The organism is Salinactinospora qingdaonensis (assembly GCF_039539445.1).
Classification (GTDB): Bacteria; Actinomycetota; Actinomycetes; order Streptosporangiales; family Streptosporangiaceae; genus Salinactinospora; species Salinactinospora qingdaonensis.
In genome coordinates, this window is the sequence record NZ_BAABDD010000001.1 from 119,041 (window position 1) to 135,498 (window position 16,458).

A 16,458-nucleotide genomic window follows, 5' to 3' on the forward strand; every position below is an offset into this window, starting at 1 on the left:
GGCGAGCCAGGTCGACAGAGTGATCGGCGACCGTCCCCGCTTGCGCGGCGGAACCGATGGGAGACCAACGAGCTGACCAGTCGCGATCGGAACCCGTCGATAGAGCGGAATGACACCATGCTGCAATCACGGATGTCAGAGGTGCATCAGAAACAGATAGCGTCCCTGCCTGAGCTCGTCGGCCGCGAAAAAGAGGTGGAGACGCTCTCTCGGATGCTGCGGTCCACGACCGGGCCGGTGGTCATCGCGGGCCCGATCGGCTCGGGCAAGAGCCGGCTCGCTCTGGAAGTCGCCAACGCCTTGAGACATCTGTTTCCGAGAGGAATTCACATTCTGGATTGCTCCGCCGCCGAAAGTCTTGAACAACTTACGCGGGAACTGGTGGAGTACAGTGGCGAGATTGGGGACGGCCCGGAAAACCATGGGGGCCAGCTCATTATCGTCGATAACTACGCCCCCGGCCATGAAGGGGTGGCTTGGGGGGTGCTCACGCTCGTGTCGCGCTCTGCCAACCTCAGTGTGCTGGTGACGAGCAACGAGTCCGTGCGCATATACGGCGGCCAGATATTTGAACTCGACCCGCTCCCCGTCCCTCCGGCCTCCCCGGAGACCTCCCTTGAAGACGTCCTGTCGGCCGCGGCGACGAAACTGCTCATACGCCGCTCCGGTTACCTGCCTGCCTACACGTCTCTCACCGAGGAGCACAAGCTAGCCCTGCTAGGGCTCGTCAACGATCTCGACGGTCTCCCGCTGGCCATCGAGCTCGCGGCGCCATGGCTGAGAGTCCTGGACCCGCTGTCCCTTCGAAGACGCCTCGCGGAAGGGATCGGGATTCTCAGCGTCAATTGGGGAGCCGTGTCGCTGCGCCATGACAGTATGCGCGAGGCGTTGGAACGACATTTCCGCGTGCTGCCACCTTCGGCGCAAGATATGCTCGTGCAGCTCAGCCGCTATGACGAGTTCACCTTCGACAGCGTACACAGTTTACTGTCCGATCCCCCCGAGAGCGTGGACCAAACCCTTCGCCTCTTGATCGAGGAGCACCTGCTACGGGTGACCAACAAGAACATGGTCCAGCCGCTCATCACCCACCTCAACCTCGTGCGGACCTTTGTGCAGGAAAAGACCGGGGAAATCCCCGCCGGCGCGGGCATGCGCTCCTATCCCCCACCGCAACACGTCGAAGACACCGACAAATCGGTGCTGACCCCGCGACAGCGTCAGGTCGCGGGGCTCGTGGCCAACGGGATGACGAACCGGGAGATTTCCAAAAGACTCGGGATCGCCGAGTGGACGGCGGTCAACCATGTGCGCGAGGTCATGCGCAAGTTACAACTCTCGTCTCGGGTCCAAATCGCCAACTGGGTCTCGGGAAAACGGGAGAGCCCGGAAACGACGGCCCTGTAAACCGGGAGCGCTCATGGCCTCATGAGAACGCCCCTTCGGTACCGACGGGGCAAGGTCGGTTGCACCGAAGGGGCGCCGAGCCGCGCAACCACAAAAGCGGGCCGAAAGAGGCCGGCCCCCTGCGGTCGCAGTGAGCCCCGAGCGACGACTGTCACCTGGCCCGCGTAACGCCCACCGGCCAACAGCCGGGACCCTCAGCGTTTGGGGGGCGTCATCCTGGTGCTGACAGCGAGCCGGTTGTAGACGTTGATCAGCCCGATCGCCATAAGCAGCGTGGCGATCTCGCGCTCAGAGAAGTGGCGGGCCACCTCGTCGTAAGTCGCGTCAGCGACCCCGTGCTCACCGAGCTTGGTCACCTCGTCGACGAGAGCCAGGACCGCACGTTCAGACTCGGTGAAGTGGTCGCCGGCCTCCCGCCATGTCGCGACGAGGAAGAGCCGCTGCTGGGACTCCCCGCCCTTGAGAGCGTCATTAGAGTGCATGTCGACGCAGAACGCGCAGCCGTTCAGGTAGGACGCGCGAAGCTTGACGAGCTCGTGAACCTCACGGTCAATGACTGAGTCAACAATCTCGCCGAGTTCGGCGAGCTTTTGGTACGCCTCGGGAAGCTGCCTGCCGGCTTGAACCCGGTTGTGGCTCATAAAAGGAGATCCTCCGCATCAAAACCTCGGGCCTCATCACAGAGAGGCCCGAGAAAGAGACCTTAGCCCCTGTGTGCGAAGCGCGGCTATAGCAATTAACTGTCAGATGGGTCCCCCGCCGCAAGAACGCGCGTCCGCCGCCACACCACGACACACACCACGACAATCGTGCGGGTCGGCACCAGCGGCTTGGACCACGTCGCACCAGTGTGACCCTCGAGGCGGCTGCTACCGCAGCGGCGCGTAGCAACCTCACAGCCCCCAGCTAGCAATTTATAGCAAAACCTCCCTATGGCAATGACTGGTCATAGGATTGCTATTTCCCGTCGATGTAGATCGACATACGATTTTGGTGTTTTGTTCTCAAAGGAGAACAACGCGGGAAGGTGCACTTTGCCGCAGAAACAAGGGACACCTGCAAATGGAACAGGATGAAGCAACACCCCTATCCATCAAAAAGTAAATTCCGCCACAAAAGCGCACCTCCAACTCACCTCAGCTCGCGCAACTCCCCCAAACGCTACCTGCCCAGCGCAGCAGAAAAAGCTTCCAGAGAGTCAAGAAACGAGGCCACCCCTCGATTCCAACTCAGGCTCCCCGAAGCCCCCGACGGTGCTCGCTGGACGTACGAACCTGTTCAGATCGCTGAACCGTTCCTCCTGCTCGGCTGAGACGCGGCGGGCGGCCCCAGATTCTTCCGCCACACCAAATTACTTGAAAAAAGTAGGCCGCGGTGCCAGAGAGTCGAGCGCCGAAAAATTCGGGCGCGCAAGGGAATCCCGAGAATCCACCTCCCCCTCTCTTGGCAGCCCATATCAATCACCCCCATCCTCACCCACCCATGAGGGCATAACGCCCTGTTGACCCCAGAGGCATGTATGACAGACATCTTGCACGACATTTCGGCAGAGCAGGCCACGCAAGATCCAGACAGTTATATGCGTGAGGTCCTGCGATGGCACTTCTCCCCCGAGACCGGTTCCCCTTTCTGGGTCAAACGGGCGGCCGAACTGGATTTCGACCCGATCGACGACATCAAACAGTTGAGCGACCTGCGTCGCTTCGCCGATCTCAGCGACGAACTGTGCACCGTCCCGGCCGAGGAACTCATCCCCGCCGGTGCGCAGGGTGAGCCCTTCGAGGTGTTCGAATCGGGCGGCAGCACGGGGGCTCCCAAGCGCGTCGTCGACAGCGCATCGCGCGGCAGAAACGTCGAGTGGGTCAGCGATGTGCTAGGTGAGCACGGTTTTCCCGACAGCGGGCACTGGCTACACATCGGCCCTAGCGGTCCCCACGTGGTCGGACGCACGATCAAGCATCTGGCGGCCAAACGCGGCTCCCTGTGCTTCACCGTCGACTTCGACCCCCGTTGGGTCAAGAAGCTGCTCTCCCAAGGACGCACCGAACTCGCCAACGAGTACCGCGAGTACCTCCTCGATCAGGTTGAACTGATAGCGCGCTCCCAAGACATCCGAACCCTGTTCATCACGCCTCCCGTATTGGAAGCGCTGTGCTCCCGCAGCACCCTGTACGACCTCCTCGCGGAGCGGCTGCGTGGCTTGCTGTGGGCGGGCACGAGCGTCAGCGCCGAAACGCTCTGGCAGATCGAGAACGTCTTCTTCCCCAACGCCGCTGTCGCGGCCATCTACGGCAACACCCTCATGGGAATCGCACCCCAGCGCCCCCGTGCCGCTGGTGACCAGGACTCCTGCGTGTTCGACCCGTTCTTCCCACAGTCGGTCGTCGAGGTCATCGACCCTGAGCACGGGCAGCAGGTCGACTACGGAGAGCGCGGACGGGTGCTGATGCACCTGCTCAGCCGCGACATGTTCTTGCCCAACGTCCTCGAACGCGACACGGCCATCCGCATGGCACCACCCCAAGGCGGCACCGTTGACGGCCTCGCCGATATCGCCCCCTTCCACGACGGGTCCGGACCGAAGATCATCGAGGGAGTGTACTGATGAGCGACACCCTGACGCTCACCCAGATCCAGCCCATCATTTGCGGTGAGACGGCTCCCAGCAGGGACCGGGTGCAACTGGACGGGGTCGACGGGCAGCCACTGGCCGATATCGGCACCGCTCCCCGACTCTTGGCCCAAGCCGCCGTCACCAAAATGCGCAGCGCCTTGGACCCAAGCGTGCCCAGCGCCGAGATTTTCGCAACGGCCGGCCAACTCTTCGCCACCGCCGAGGTCGGCGGGGAGAGCCCCCAGGAGTACCGGCAGCGGGTCAGCGCCGCTACCGGGGCTCCCATCGGCGTTATCGACCGGGCGAGCGCGGGGATCGCCACGGAACTGGGGCAAACTGACCTGCTGAACAGCTCGGAGTTGCCCGCTCCCTTCGCGGTCCCCGGTTTCGAGACACGCTGGGTTCCACGGGGCGCCCTCCTGGCCGCGATCGTGCCCAACAACCACCCCGAACCCAACGTTTCGTGGGTGCGCTCGCTGTCCTTGGGCTACAGCGTCGCGGTCAAACCGGGAAGCCGTGATCCGTTCACGCCGCGGCGCCTGATCCGCTCGCTCCTCGACGCCGGCTTGCCCCCCGAGAAGGTGAGCTTGCTGCCGGGGGGCCACGAGATCGGCGAGCACCTCCTCGCCCAAGCTGACCTCAGCCTGTTCTACGGCGGCCCCGACGCGGTGAAGCGCTGGCGCACCAACAACGAGATCCTGGTGCGCGGCCCCGGCCATAGCAAGGCCCTGATCGACGTGCCCGTAACCGAGGAGCTCATCGGCGATCTGGCGTCCTGGGTCGCCGGCGACGGCGGTGTGCGGTGCAACAACATTTCGGCAGTGCTGACGAGCCAAGACCACCGGGAGCTGGCCGACCGGCTGGCAGAGCGCCTGGCCGCACTGCCAACGACTGCCGCCACCGACCCTACGGCCGTGCTGCCGGCGATCCGCACCGAGGACGCCGAGGCGATGCGCGCCTACCTGGCGACATTGAGCGAGGGTGCCGTTGACCACTCAAGCCCCCGCTACCCCGACGGGGTCGTGAGCCAGACAGCGAGCGGCACCACCGTGCTGCGTCCACTCGTGCTCTCCACCGACGACCCCACAGATCAACGACTGGGAACTGAACTGCCGTTCCCGTTCGTGATGGTGGCGCCGTGGCGTGAGGAGCACGGTAGCGCTCCCCTCGGCGGTTCGCTGGTGGTCAACGTCCTCACATCCCGGGATGACCTTGTCGAGCGGCTGGTTCGGGAGCCAAGCGTGCGCAAGGTCGTCTCCGGTCAACTCCTGCCCTGGGCCTCGCGCCCCGAACTGCCCCACGACGGCAGCCTCGCGGGCTTTTTGATGGAGCCCAAGGCTGTGGTGAGCGAGGTTTCCGCCTAATCGGCTGTCATGCCACCCCGGCCGAGCACAGCGGACAGCGCGCGGGCCGGGGACGCAGACATGGCTTTTCCGCCCCAAAAGGGCGCGACAGGGAGCCAACGACTCACCCTCCTGATAGGAGCACCGACCCATGCATACGGCAGTACCGCAGCCCGGCCAGCCGCTCTCTGCGCGTGCCTTGGCCGGCTCTGTCTGGCGCAATGGCGACTGGCGCCGGCGCCCGATCGCCCAACAACCCCCATGGCGCGACCTGGCAGCCCTCAGCAGCGTGCGGGACCGGCTCACGGTCGTACCGCCGCTGACAGCGATCGCCGATATCCGCCGGTTGGAGGCATCGCTGGCCAAAGTCGCGGCCGGCCAGTCCTTCCTGCTGCAAGCCGGGGACTGTGTCGAGCCTATGGACGCTTCGGCGATACCCGCGCTGCGCTGCAAACACGAGCTGATCGGCTCGATGGCCGAGACGTTCAGCGACCGTATCGATGCACCCACGGTGACCATAGGCCGCCTTGGCGGCCAGTTCGCCAAACCCCGATCACAGCCGACCGAGACCGTGGCCGGCCGTGAGGTAACAGTCTTTCGCGGCCCCATCGTCAACGACCACCGTCCGGACCCGCGGCTGCGCGTTCCCGATCCCCACCGGCTGCTCGCGGCCTACCGGGCAGCTAAGGCTGTCCTGAGCGAGCTGCACATCATCGCCCACGAGACGGCGACGCGGGGGCTACCTGCTTCGGATCTGACTGTCCTGGGCGAAGCCGGGGGTGAGGTTTCCGGGCTGGCCCGTCCCTGGGACGGTTCGCTGCGCTCGGTCCTGGAGGGCTATGGCGAGACCCGCCGGGACGAGGCGGGCGGGTGGAGCCGTACGGGGCTGTGGACCAGCCACGAGAGTCTCATCCTCGACTATGAGGAAGCGCTGGTACGCCGCGACCGCCAGACGGGGGAATGGTTCCTGCTCTCCACTCACCTGCCCTGGATCGGCAAACGCACCGCACAGCCCAACGGTGCGCACGTGGCCTTCCACGCCAGCATCGCCAACCCCGTGGCCTGCAAGATCGGGCCAGAGACGAACCCAGCCGAGGTCGTCGAACTATGCCGGCTCCTCGATCCCAACCGGCGAGCGGGACGACTCACCTTGATCTGCCGCATGGGGGCCGACACGGTACGCGACCGGATGCCCGAACTGGTGCGTGCGGTCCGCAACGCCGGCCACCACCCCGTGTGGGTCTGTGACCCGATGCACGGCAACACCGAAGTGTTGCCCGGCGGGCGCAAGACCCGCAGGACAGAGCAGATTATGGCCGAGATCGAGGGCTTCTTCGAGACACTGCGCGCAGCCGGGGAATGGCCCGGCGGGCTGCACCTGGAGGCGGCGGAGGGCGCCATAACCGAGTGCATCGGAACGGGCGGCCCGGACAACGCGATCGCGCTGGAGCGCAACTACCAGACCCTATGCGACCCACGGCTGAACGAGGAGCAGTCGATGCTGCTCGCCGACGCCGTGAGCCGCCTGGTCGCCAAGGGTTGAGCCAGCGGCCGGCACGGGGCGCGCCGGAGACGCTCCGGCGCCCCGCCGCTACATCCCAGGAGGTTCGTGATGAGAACCCTGCTGATCGATAACTACGACTCCTACACCTACAACCTCTTCCAGCTCATCGCCGAGGTCAACGGCGTGGAGCCGCTGGTCATCACCAACGACGAGCCGACCGCCGACCGCTGGGACCTGGAGGCCTTCGACAACATCGTCATCTCACCGGGACCGGGCCACCCGGGGCGCTTCCGTGACTTCGGTCTGTCCTCGCAGGTCCTGGCGGAGTCCACGGTCCCAGTGTTGGGGGTGTGTCTGGGGCATCAGGGCATCGCGCTCGGCGAAGGCGCCGAGGTGGGGCCCGCGGCCACGGCCCAACACGGCTACCTCGCCAAGGTCACCCACACTGGCGAGGGCTTGTTCCAAGGGATTCCGCAGGTTTTCACGGCGGTGCGCTACCACTCGCTCGCGGTCCACCCGTCGTTGCCGGAGTCACTGGAGGCCATCGCCTGGGCTGAGGACGGCACGCTCATGGCCATCCGCCACCGCAGCCGGCCGCTGTGGGGCGTGCAGTTCCACCCGGAGTCCATCGAGACCTCCCACGGCCGCGAACTGCTGGAAAACTTCCGCGCCCTCACGCTCGCCCACCACGCCGACGTAGGTGAGCGCGGCACCGGGCATGACTCGCGCGCTCACGGCGCCGCCGCGACCGCGCAGCGGCAGCAGTACCAGTTGCACCTACGGGTGGTCGAGTCGGCCGTGGACACGCAGGCGCTGTTCGACGAAGCGTTCGCCGATTCGGAGGAACCGGCCTTCTGGCTGGACAGTGCCCACGTCGAACCCGGCCTGTCCCGGTTCTCCTTCCTCGGTGACGCCTCGGGGCCGCTGGCAGAGACGGCCCGCTACCGCGTCGAGGAGGCAGCGGTAGAGGTCACCACAGCGGCCGGGGACTCCCGTACGGTCACCGGCACCGTTTTCGACTACCTCAAGCGCGAGCTAGCGCGACGCCGGGTGGACAACCCCGGCTTGCCGTTCAGCTTCACCTGCGGATACGTCGGATATTTCGGCTATGAGGTAAAGGCGGACTGCGGTTCGCCCAACAGACACCGCTCGCCGGCCCCAGACGCCACGTGGATCTTCGCGGATCGGTTCGTCGCGGTCGACCACCAGGAGGACATGACCTACCTGGTCGCCATGAGCGACGGCTCGGCCGAAAGCGTCAGCCAGGCTGCCGCATGGCTGGAGACAACGGCCGCCATGGTGCAGTCCCTGCTGGGGGTGAGCTCCGACAGGGCGCCGCTTGGCCTCCTCCCCGACAAACCCTCGCAGCTCGAACCCGAACTGACCACCGACCGGGAACACTACCTGGCCAGCATCGACGCCTGCCGGCGCAAGTTGCTGGAGGGGGAAAGCTACGAGATCTGCCTGACCAACTCGGTGTGGCGCCCCGTCACTGAGGACGGCTATCGGTTCTACACCCGGCTGCGCCGCGCGAACCCGGCCCCCTACGGGGCCTACCTGCGGTTGGGCGGGGAACTGGAGATCGCGGGCTCCTCACCGGAGCGTTTCCTCTCCATCACCCGTGACGGCGGGGTAGAGACCAAACCCATCAAGGGGACCACCCCCAGGGGCGCCACGCCGGAGGAGGACGCCCACCTGCGGGACTCGCTGACCGCCAGCGCCAAGACGCGGGCGGAGAACCTGATGATCGTGGACCTGCTGCGCAACGACTTGGGGCGCGTGTGCGAGGTGGGCAGCGTGCACGTCCCGCGGCTCATGGCCACCGAGACCTACGCGACGGTGCACCAGCTCGTGTCGACGATCCGCGGCCAACTCCGTTCCGACCTGGACGCCGTGGACTGCGTGCGCGCCTGCTTCCCGGGTGGATCGATGACGGGGGCGCCCAAGCTGCGGACCATGGAGATCATCGACGACCTCGAACCCGAGGCCCGAGGTGTGTATTCGGGCTCGGTGGGGTTCCTCTCCTGCGATGGCGCCGCCGACCTCAACATTGTCATCCGTACCGCCGTGCGCATGGGTCAGCACTGGCGGATCGGCGCGGGCGGAGCCATCGTCTTGGACTCCGATCCTGTCGCGGAGTACGACGAGATGCTGCTGAAGGCAGCCGCGCCCCTGCGGGCCTACCTCGCCGTCGAGGGGGCGCAATGAGGACACGGGCCTTGCGGCGCCGGGGTCGCCGTGCGCTCCCCCATCAGCTCAGTACTCCCGTCCCGGCCGTAGCCCCCGCCGGGACCAAACCGGAGGGCACACACACATGAACATCTCCGCCGATCTTGCGGCCCGAGCGCGCCAGTGGGCCTCCCGCCCGGCCTTCTACGAGGGTGAGCGCGTCTGGAGTCACGGGGAGGTCCACGAGCTCGCCGCGCGGGCGGCCACCGTACTCGCGGCTCGGGGTGTGACCACCGAGTCCCGGGTGCTGGTGGCGTTGACTGACGGTATCGCCTGGGTCGCGACATTCCTGGCCGTTGCCCGGCTCGGGGCGACCGCGGTGTTGACCAACCCGGCGCTGCCCGAGAGCGACCACGCCTTCATCGCGGAAGACGCTCGGGTGCACTGCGCGGTCGCCGAAGAGGGCACCGTCGAGCACCTGACCGACGTCACTCGGCTGTTGGGCAGCGAACTGGTCGAGGAAGCGCTGCGCAGCAGCCCCAGTCCGGCGCGGCGCGTCGACGGGGACTGGCCGCTCTACATCCAGTACACGTCGGGGACCACAGGCCGCCCCAAGGGGGCGGTGCACCGTCACAATGACCCGTCCTTCTACCACGCCGCCGTCGGGCAGGCACGGCTGGGCTTGGGGCCTGCGGACGTCACGCTGTCGGTGTCCAAGCTCTTCTTCGCTTACGGGTTCGGCAACAGCCTGGTTCTCCCCCTGTTCTCCGGGGGAGCCGCGGTGCTGACCAGCGAGCGTCCCGGGCCGGCCCGGATCGCTGAGCTGGCGCAGCGCCACCGGGTCTCGCTGCTGTACGCGGTGCCATCGGCCTACGCCAACCTGTGCGCCGAAAGCGACCCGGCGGCCTTCACCACCCTGCGGGCCGCCGTTTCGGCCGGGGAGAAGCTCAGCCCTGACCTCGGTGAGCGGTGCGCCGACTTCCTCGGCGCGCCTGTGCTCGACCAACTTGGATCGACCGAGGCCGGCCACGCGATGTGCACCAACGGGGTGGGAGCCAACACACCGGGGACGATCGGTACCCCCGTGCCGGGTTTTGAACTCCAGATCCGCGATGAGAGCGGGGCGGAGATCCACGACGGCAGCGAGGGAGAGCTGTGGGCGCGCGGCCCCAGCGTGATGACCGGGTATCTGAACCGTCCCGAGGAGACCGGGCAAACCCTGATCGACGGGTGGCTGGCCACTCGGGATCGGGCGATGCGCAACCCCGATGGGACCTACGTCCATCTGGGGCGCACCGACGACCTGGAGATGGTGGGCGGGATCACGGTCTCGCCCTTGGAGATCGAGCGCGTCCTTCGGGAACACCCCGGCGTCAGCGACATCGCGGTCGCTTGCGTGTCCAACAGCCGTGGGGCGAGCCAATTGCGCGCTTTCGTCGTCCCCTCTCCGGGGATGGCCGACGCCGCGGCGCTGGAGACGGAGTTGATCGCCGCGGCCCGCAGCCGACTCGCCGCCTTCAAGGTGCCGCGCAGTGTCGAGACGGTGAGCGCGCTTCCCCGCACCACGACCGGGAAGATCCAGCGCTTCCTGGTCCGCCAAGGCAAGTGGTGACCCTTTCCCGCGCCAGACGAGACTGCCGGACAAGACCTAAGGACACACATGCTTCAGCAGCTTCTTCCCGAGCGGGCGTTCTACCTTGGCCTGCTGTTTGAAAAGGCCGCGGCGCGCCATGGCACGACCCCGGTGAATCTGGACCAACCACTCGACAGCGCGCCCGAACGCGGGGTGGACCTGACCTACAGCGAGCTCGCTGACATCGTCGACGATTTCGCGGCACGGCTGTGGGCGGCGGGGGTGCGCCCCACGGAGCGCATCGCCCTCTACAAGAGCGCGAACTTCGATATCGCGCTGCTGGCGTGCGCCGCTGCCCGCATCGGGGCGGTTCCGGTGCCGCTGTCGCCGGCGTTGAACGGTGGGATCATCGCGGAGCTCCTGCAACGGCTGGAGCAGCCGTGGCTGCTCACCGACGGCGCCAAGCTCGACATCGACCTCAAGGACGTGGAACTTCCCGAGCTGACCAGAAAGGTGATCGTCGCGGGGACGCAGCCGCATCCGGCCGGCCCGACTCTGGCCGATCTGTCCGGTGCGCCTCGACGCTCCGCGGTACGACTGCACCCGACTCAGCCGGCCCTCATCACCCACACCTCAGGTACCACCGGTATCTCCAAGCTCATGGTGCACACCGCGCAGGCCCTGTTCCACCGGCTGCTGCCGCAGCAGGCGATCGCCTGGCCGGTGCGGGGACGAGAGCGGGTCGCGCTGTGCATGTCCTTCGTGCACTCGCGTTTCTTCCACTCTCTGGGGGTTTTCCTCAATTACGGCAACCCGTTGGACATCCTGGTTGACCCCGACCCCGAGGTTGTCGGACCGATCTTCCAGCGCACCCGCCCTGGCCTGGTGGAGACCCACCCCAACAACTTCATCCAGTGGGAGGACCTGGTCGACGCGCCGGGATCGCCGCTGGCCAGCGTGCGCTACTACAGCACGACCTTCGACGCGATCCACCCGCGCACGATCCAGCGGCTGCTGGGCGCCTCTCGCCGCAAACGGCCGCTGATGGTGCAACTGTACGGCCAAAGCGAGACCGGGCCGATCTCGGGTTGGTGGTACACGCCCAAGAGTGCCCACAAGACCGACGGCCGCTGCGTGGGGCTCCCGCTACCGGGCTTCATCAAGGTGCGGGCTGTCGGGGAGGACGGCCGGCCCGTGCCTCGCGGCCAGCACGGGCACCTGGAAGTGCGCAGCCGCGGGCGGGTTCTCACCTACCTCGGTGAAGACGAACGCTACCGGGCCCAGCTCAACGGCTCGTGGTGGCGGCTGGGGGACATGGGATATCTGAACCGGTGGGGGTTGCTGTTCCTAATCGACCGCGACATCGACCAGATCGACAGCGTCGACAGCAACCTCGAACTTGAGGACGTCTTGATGTCGCGCTTGGACGAACTCCTGGAGGTCGTGATCGTTCCCGACTCCTCGGGGGCTGCGGTCCCCCTGGTGTCGACCCGCGGGGACGCGCCGCTGGACACCGAACGGTGGAGCGAGGCGACGCGGGACATGCCCAGCTTGACCGAACCGCTGCACATCGCGTTCGCCGATTTGCCGCGCACCTCGACCTGGAAGGTCCAGCGGGTCCAGATCCGCAGGATGCTCCAGGAGAACACCCTCCGCACACTCAACACGGAATCGGCGGCCAGATGAGGTTCCGGGAGCCGGGAAGGGTGGTGCGCCCTTCCCGGCTCCCGTCGACACTGGCCGACAGCGCGAGAAGGGGTGAAGATGGACAGTAGGTCCGAGGGCGAGGAGCGCCATCCGGTCCTCGTCGTGGGAGCGGGGCCGGTAGGGCTGGCCGCGGCGCTGGCGCTGCGCGACAGCGGGCTCCCGGTCACCGTGCTGGAGGCAGAGCCGCAGGATCGGGTGCGTCCCGGCAGCAGAGCACTGTTCCTGCACCGTGAGTCGCTACGAACGCTGGAGCGCATCCGTCCGGGACTGGCCGACCAGCTCACCAAACACGGAGTGGTCTGGTCGACCAAACGCACCCTGTACCGGGGGCGGCAAGTCTTCCACCGCGAATACCCGCCGCCGGCGGCCGGAGACACGCCCCCGTTCACCAGCCTGCGCCAAGTGGAAACGGAGCGCCATCTCATGGGCGCGTGCGTGGACGCAGGAGTCGAGTTCGCCTGGAACGCCGAGGTCACCCAGGTGACGACCTCGCCTGCGGAGGTCCGGCTGCGCACCGCGGCGGGCCACGAGTGGGCGGCCGACTACGTGGTGGCCGCCGACGGGGCGCGCTCAGGGGTGCGCAATGCGCTCGACATCGCCTTGGAAGGGGAACGCTCGGAGGCTTTCCACGTGGTGGTCGACGTCAGCGAGGACGAAACGGACCCGCTTCCGCTGGAACGGGTCTTCCACTACGAGCACCCGGCGCTGGGGGGACGCAGCGTGATGCGCGTACCCTTCGCTGGCGGCTTCCAACTCGACCTCCAGTGCAAGGACGGCGACGACCCGGACGCCTACGCCACGGAAGAGGCCGCCCGCTCCTGGGTGCGCCGCGTCGTTCCAGAGAAGTACACCGACCGCCTGCTGTGGGTGTCGCGGTACCGATTCCTGCAAGTGGTGGCTACCGACTTCACCGACGAGAACCGGCGTGCGCTGCTGGTCGGTGAAGCCTGCCACCTGTTCCCGCCCTTTGGCGCCCGCGGGCTCAACAGCGGGATCGCCGACGCGGCCACCGCCGCGGCGGCGATCGCGCGGGCACGCCACCACCCCCACGAGGAGCGTGTGCGGGCCATCGACGACTTTGCGCACCGGCGCCGCGAGGCCGCGGTCTTCAACAGCCGGGCCGCCGGAACCGCACTGGCCCACCTGCGCCCCAAGAGCCGCCGACTGCGCCTCACCCAGGCAGCAGCGGCACGGCTGTCTCCCCTGATCCCCGCCTGCGGTTCCTGGCTGGAGCACGCGCCCTACGGGCCGCGCACCGGCTCCGGCGCCAACCCGAACGGGCGGTACTAGCCGTGTCGTCGGAAACACCGCGGGTGGAGTCCGCTGCCGCTCGGCGTCTCTACTGGGTACCGGGAGCGGGGCTGCGCACTGGCGCCCACCCCCGCTCCCCCATCCTCGTCGCCGACTCCTGGCTGGTGAGCGAGGGCAAGGTCAGGGCCCTGGAGCGGCACCGCGACCGGTTCAGCCGCTCCTGCGCCGACGCCGGAGCCGACGAGGACACCGTCTGCGCTTTCTGGGAAGCCGCAGTGGGGGCCCTGCCCCGCAGTGGCGCGTGGTTTCCGCGCGTCGAACTGCTCGACGGCGAGCGGTTCCCGCTGAGCCTGCTCATCCGGCCGGCTCCGCAGCGCGGCCCGCTGGTGCGCGTCCACCCCTGGCGCGGCGCCGACCCGCGCCGTCGCCCCCGGGTCAAAGGGCCGGACCTTGCGGCATTGGCCGAGGTGCGCGAGCAGGCCTCCCGGGTCGGCGCCGAGGAGGCACTGCTGTTGAGTCCTTCTGGGCTCGTCACCGACTCAACGGCGAGCGCGCTGCTGTGGTGGGACAACGGCGAGTTGTGCGTGCCCTCCCCGCACCTGGATGTCCTGCCCAGTGTCACAGCGGGGCTGCTCACCGAACAGGCGCGGGAGCGCGGAGTGCGCGTCAACACGTGCTACTACCCGCTTGACCACCTCGATGGTCGTGAGACGTGGCTGGTCAACGCGCTGGCCGGTATCCGGGTGGTGAGCGAGTGGAGGGGCTCGGAGGTCAGGCCGGGCCCCGCTCCACAGGCCCAGCAGTGGCGGGACTACCTGGAAAGCCTGCGGCGCCCGTTGCCCGAAACGGGACCAAGGGCAGGTTAGGCCGCAGTTCCCGCCCCGGCGGCACTCGCCACGACGAGCCGTCTCGCTTTCGCAGCGGGAGCCCACCAAGACCAGCGAACTTTCCCCGGAGAATCGGCGCCCCGGCCGAGGAGGCCGTGGCTGCCTAGTTCTGTTTTTGGAAGGGCGGCGAGGGTCGGCGGTGGGTGCACGGGGGTGAGCGCCTGCGCACTTCGGTCTGGCGGCCGGTGTTGCTCGGGCCAAAGCGTGGTTCCAACGCCCCGTGAGCCGGCGCCGGCTCGAAGCGATCACCGGGACGGTGCTGTCGGGGCTCGCGGCTCGCCTGGCCTTCACACCCCGGTGAGCGCTGTCGCCCACAGCCCGCAAAGGCCCGACGTCGCCGATGCGCACAGGCGGCCTGCGGGCCGTGACCTCGGTATCCCCGATGCGGAGGGCACGCTGGGGGGTTAGGGGAGTGGACTCCACCACCACGCTGAGTTATCGATTGTCACGGTTGACACTACCAAAATTGGCGGAAATGCACCGTGTTGTGACAATTAGCCCGTCCCCCACGTGGCGCGTGCCGCACGTGCGCGCTGTAAGGGATATACCACCAGTTTCCGTACTTCACTTCCTTACTGAAGGAGTGCACGCAAGGATGGTTAGATCCCATTTCACGGCAGGCCGGGCAGCTCTGGTGAGCGTGCTGGGCCTGCTCCTCAGCCTCACAGTCGCCACCGGTAGCGCCCAAGCGCTGTCACAGCCACAACCCGGCGACAACCCCTTCCCCTCTCTGTCCAACCCGTCCCTGAAGAACCCCACGCCCGGGTGGGCCTGCGATGTCCCCGCCGGCTACACCTACGACCACGTCAACCGGGTTCTGTACGACTGCAACCCCAACGGTTGGGGTTATGAGTACCACGTGGTCAAGCCCACGGACGGCCTGTGGGCTTGCGATGTCCCGTACGGATCTGACTTCACCTACGACCACGTCAACGACTCCAGCGCCTGCTCGCCGACCGGTTCCGCCTCCCTCTACCGGCTACAGGTGCCCGAAGACGGGCTGTGGGCCTGCGAGATCCCCTCCGGCTTCACCTACGACCACGTCAACGACTCCAGCGCCTGCTCGCCCAACGGCTCCGACCACGTCTACCGCCTGCGGGAGCCCGCGGACGGGCTGTGGGCCTGCGAGATCCCCTCCGGCTACACCTACGACCACGTCAACAGCTCATATAGCTGCTCGCCCAACGGCTCCGACTACATCTACCGGCTGGTCAGCCAGTAACGGCCACCTCCGCGCTCAGGCGGCCTCGGGCGGGGGACCTCCACAGGGGGTGCCCCGCCCGTTGTCGTGTCGGGACGGCACGTGCGGCGAGCGCGGCGCCACCGGCGTCCGCGGTCAGACGCCGGTGGCGCCGCGGGAGGGCGTTTGGCCCCCGTCGTACGTCGCCGCTGCCTCGCCGGAGATCACGACGGGCCGGCCATACCGAGCGCCGAGGCGGGCCACGGTCTCCCGATCGGGCGAGGGCGGCGAAAAGCGCGCCGCCCTAAGAATGCAGCGGCCCCGCGATCGTCGGGGATTGTGCCGCACATATACGCGCCCGGTGCTTTTCCCTGGAGAGGACCACTGGCTGGAAGCGGCAAGAAGATCGGAACTGGCTCGATGGCGATGCGGACGTAGCTTGGAGCGAGAGGGGCGGAGAGGTAGCCCGTCACGGACGACCATGACGTCAGCCGGGTGAAAACCAGTCAGTGTGGAGCTACCGGCATAGGGGCGTTGGCCACCAAGCAGAATTTTTCCTGTTTCCGCACGGTGTTGGCCGCTACTCTTTCAACCTACTTCCCACAGCCCCCTGAGCCACATATCAGCACCCAATCGCACCTTCCGGAATCCACCACGAATAATATGGCGCAACGGGTTGCCGTAGATACTCACAAGACGATGAATATCGAACCTTGGAGCGGCAAGCACAGCACCAACACAGAATAGCTGTTTCTCTCTCCATAATTACCTGGAAACGAAAAACCCGTTCCACCGAAAACGGGCCCCGCTCCGCTCCACCGCA

The 16,458-nt window shown here is 67.1% G+C and carries 11 protein-coding genes; 10 read left to right on the plus strand and 1 reads right to left on the minus strand.

Going from position 1 to position 16,458, the window contains the following annotated elements; all coding sequences use genetic code 11:
* The first annotated feature begins 132 nt into the window (after positions 1 to 132).
* Positions 133 to 1,407, plus strand: a complete 1,275-nt coding sequence (locus ABD848_RS00505; RefSeq protein ID WP_344966231.1) for a helix-turn-helix transcriptional regulator — start codon at positions 133 to 135, stop codon at positions 1,405 to 1,407.
* Between the two features lie 194 nt (positions 1,408 to 1,601).
* Here ABD848_RS00505 and ABD848_RS00510 read toward each other — a convergent pair whose 3' ends face one another.
* A complete protein-coding gene (locus ABD848_RS00510) occupies positions 1,602 to 2,048 on the minus strand; it encodes a carboxymuconolactone decarboxylase family protein (protein WP_344966232.1) in 447 nt (148 codons plus the stop codon).
* Positions 2,049 to 2,986: 938 nt separating this feature from the next.
* Here ABD848_RS00510 and ABD848_RS00515 point away from each other — a divergent pair.
* From ABD848_RS00515 to ABD848_RS00555, 9 genes are all read left to right on the plus strand, one after another.
* On the plus strand, positions 2,987 to 4,012 hold the full coding sequence (locus ABD848_RS00515) for a phenylacetate--CoA ligase family protein (RefSeq protein WP_344966233.1): 1,026 nt from the start codon (positions 2,987 to 2,989) through the stop codon (positions 4,010 to 4,012).
* Positions 4,012 to 5,385, plus strand: a complete 1,374-nt coding sequence (locus tag ABD848_RS00520; protein WP_344966234.1) for an aldehyde dehydrogenase family protein — start codon at positions 4,012 to 4,014, stop codon at positions 5,383 to 5,385. The genes ABD848_RS00515 and ABD848_RS00520 overlap by 1 nt, the downstream gene beginning before the upstream one ends.
* Before the next feature lie 130 nt (positions 5,386 to 5,515).
* Entirely contained in the window at positions 5,516 to 6,907 is a 1,392-nt protein-coding gene (locus ABD848_RS00525; RefSeq protein WP_344966235.1) for a 3-deoxy-7-phosphoheptulonate synthase, read from the plus strand.
* Positions 6,908 to 6,976: 69 nt separating this feature from the next.
* Complete coding sequence (gene pabB, locus ABD848_RS00530; RefSeq protein WP_344966236.1) at positions 6,977 to 9,076, plus strand: aminodeoxychorismate synthase component I; 2,100 nt, start codon at positions 6,977 to 6,979, stop codon at positions 9,074 to 9,076.
* Between the two features lie 106 nt (positions 9,077 to 9,182).
* The gene (locus ABD848_RS00535) at positions 9,183 to 10,649 is read left to right on the plus strand and encodes an AMP-binding protein (RefSeq protein WP_344966237.1); all 1,467 of its coding nucleotides are present in this window, start codon (positions 9,183 to 9,185) and stop codon (positions 10,647 to 10,649) included.
* A gap of 48 nt (positions 10,650 to 10,697) precedes the next feature.
* Entirely contained in the window at positions 10,698 to 12,296 is a 1,599-nt protein-coding gene (locus tag ABD848_RS00540; RefSeq protein WP_344966238.1) for a class I adenylate-forming enzyme family protein, read from the plus strand.
* 78 nt (positions 12,297 to 12,374) lie between these two features.
* The gene (locus ABD848_RS00545; protein WP_344966239.1) at positions 12,375 to 13,607 is read left to right on the plus strand and encodes an FAD-dependent monooxygenase; all 1,233 of its coding nucleotides are present in this window, start codon (positions 12,375 to 12,377) and stop codon (positions 13,605 to 13,607) included.
* 23 nt (positions 13,608 to 13,630) lie between these two features.
* A complete protein-coding gene (locus ABD848_RS00550) occupies positions 13,631 to 14,434 on the plus strand; it encodes an aminotransferase class IV (protein WP_344966240.1) in 804 nt (267 codons plus the stop codon).
* Between the two features lie 616 nt (positions 14,435 to 15,050).
* Positions 15,051 to 15,677 carry a hypothetical protein gene (locus ABD848_RS00555; RefSeq protein WP_344966241.1) on the plus strand — a complete coding sequence of 209 codons (627 nt, stop codon included), beginning with the start codon at positions 15,051 to 15,053 and terminating at the stop codon, positions 15,675 to 15,677.
* Positions 15,678 to 16,458: the final 781 nt, after the last annotated feature.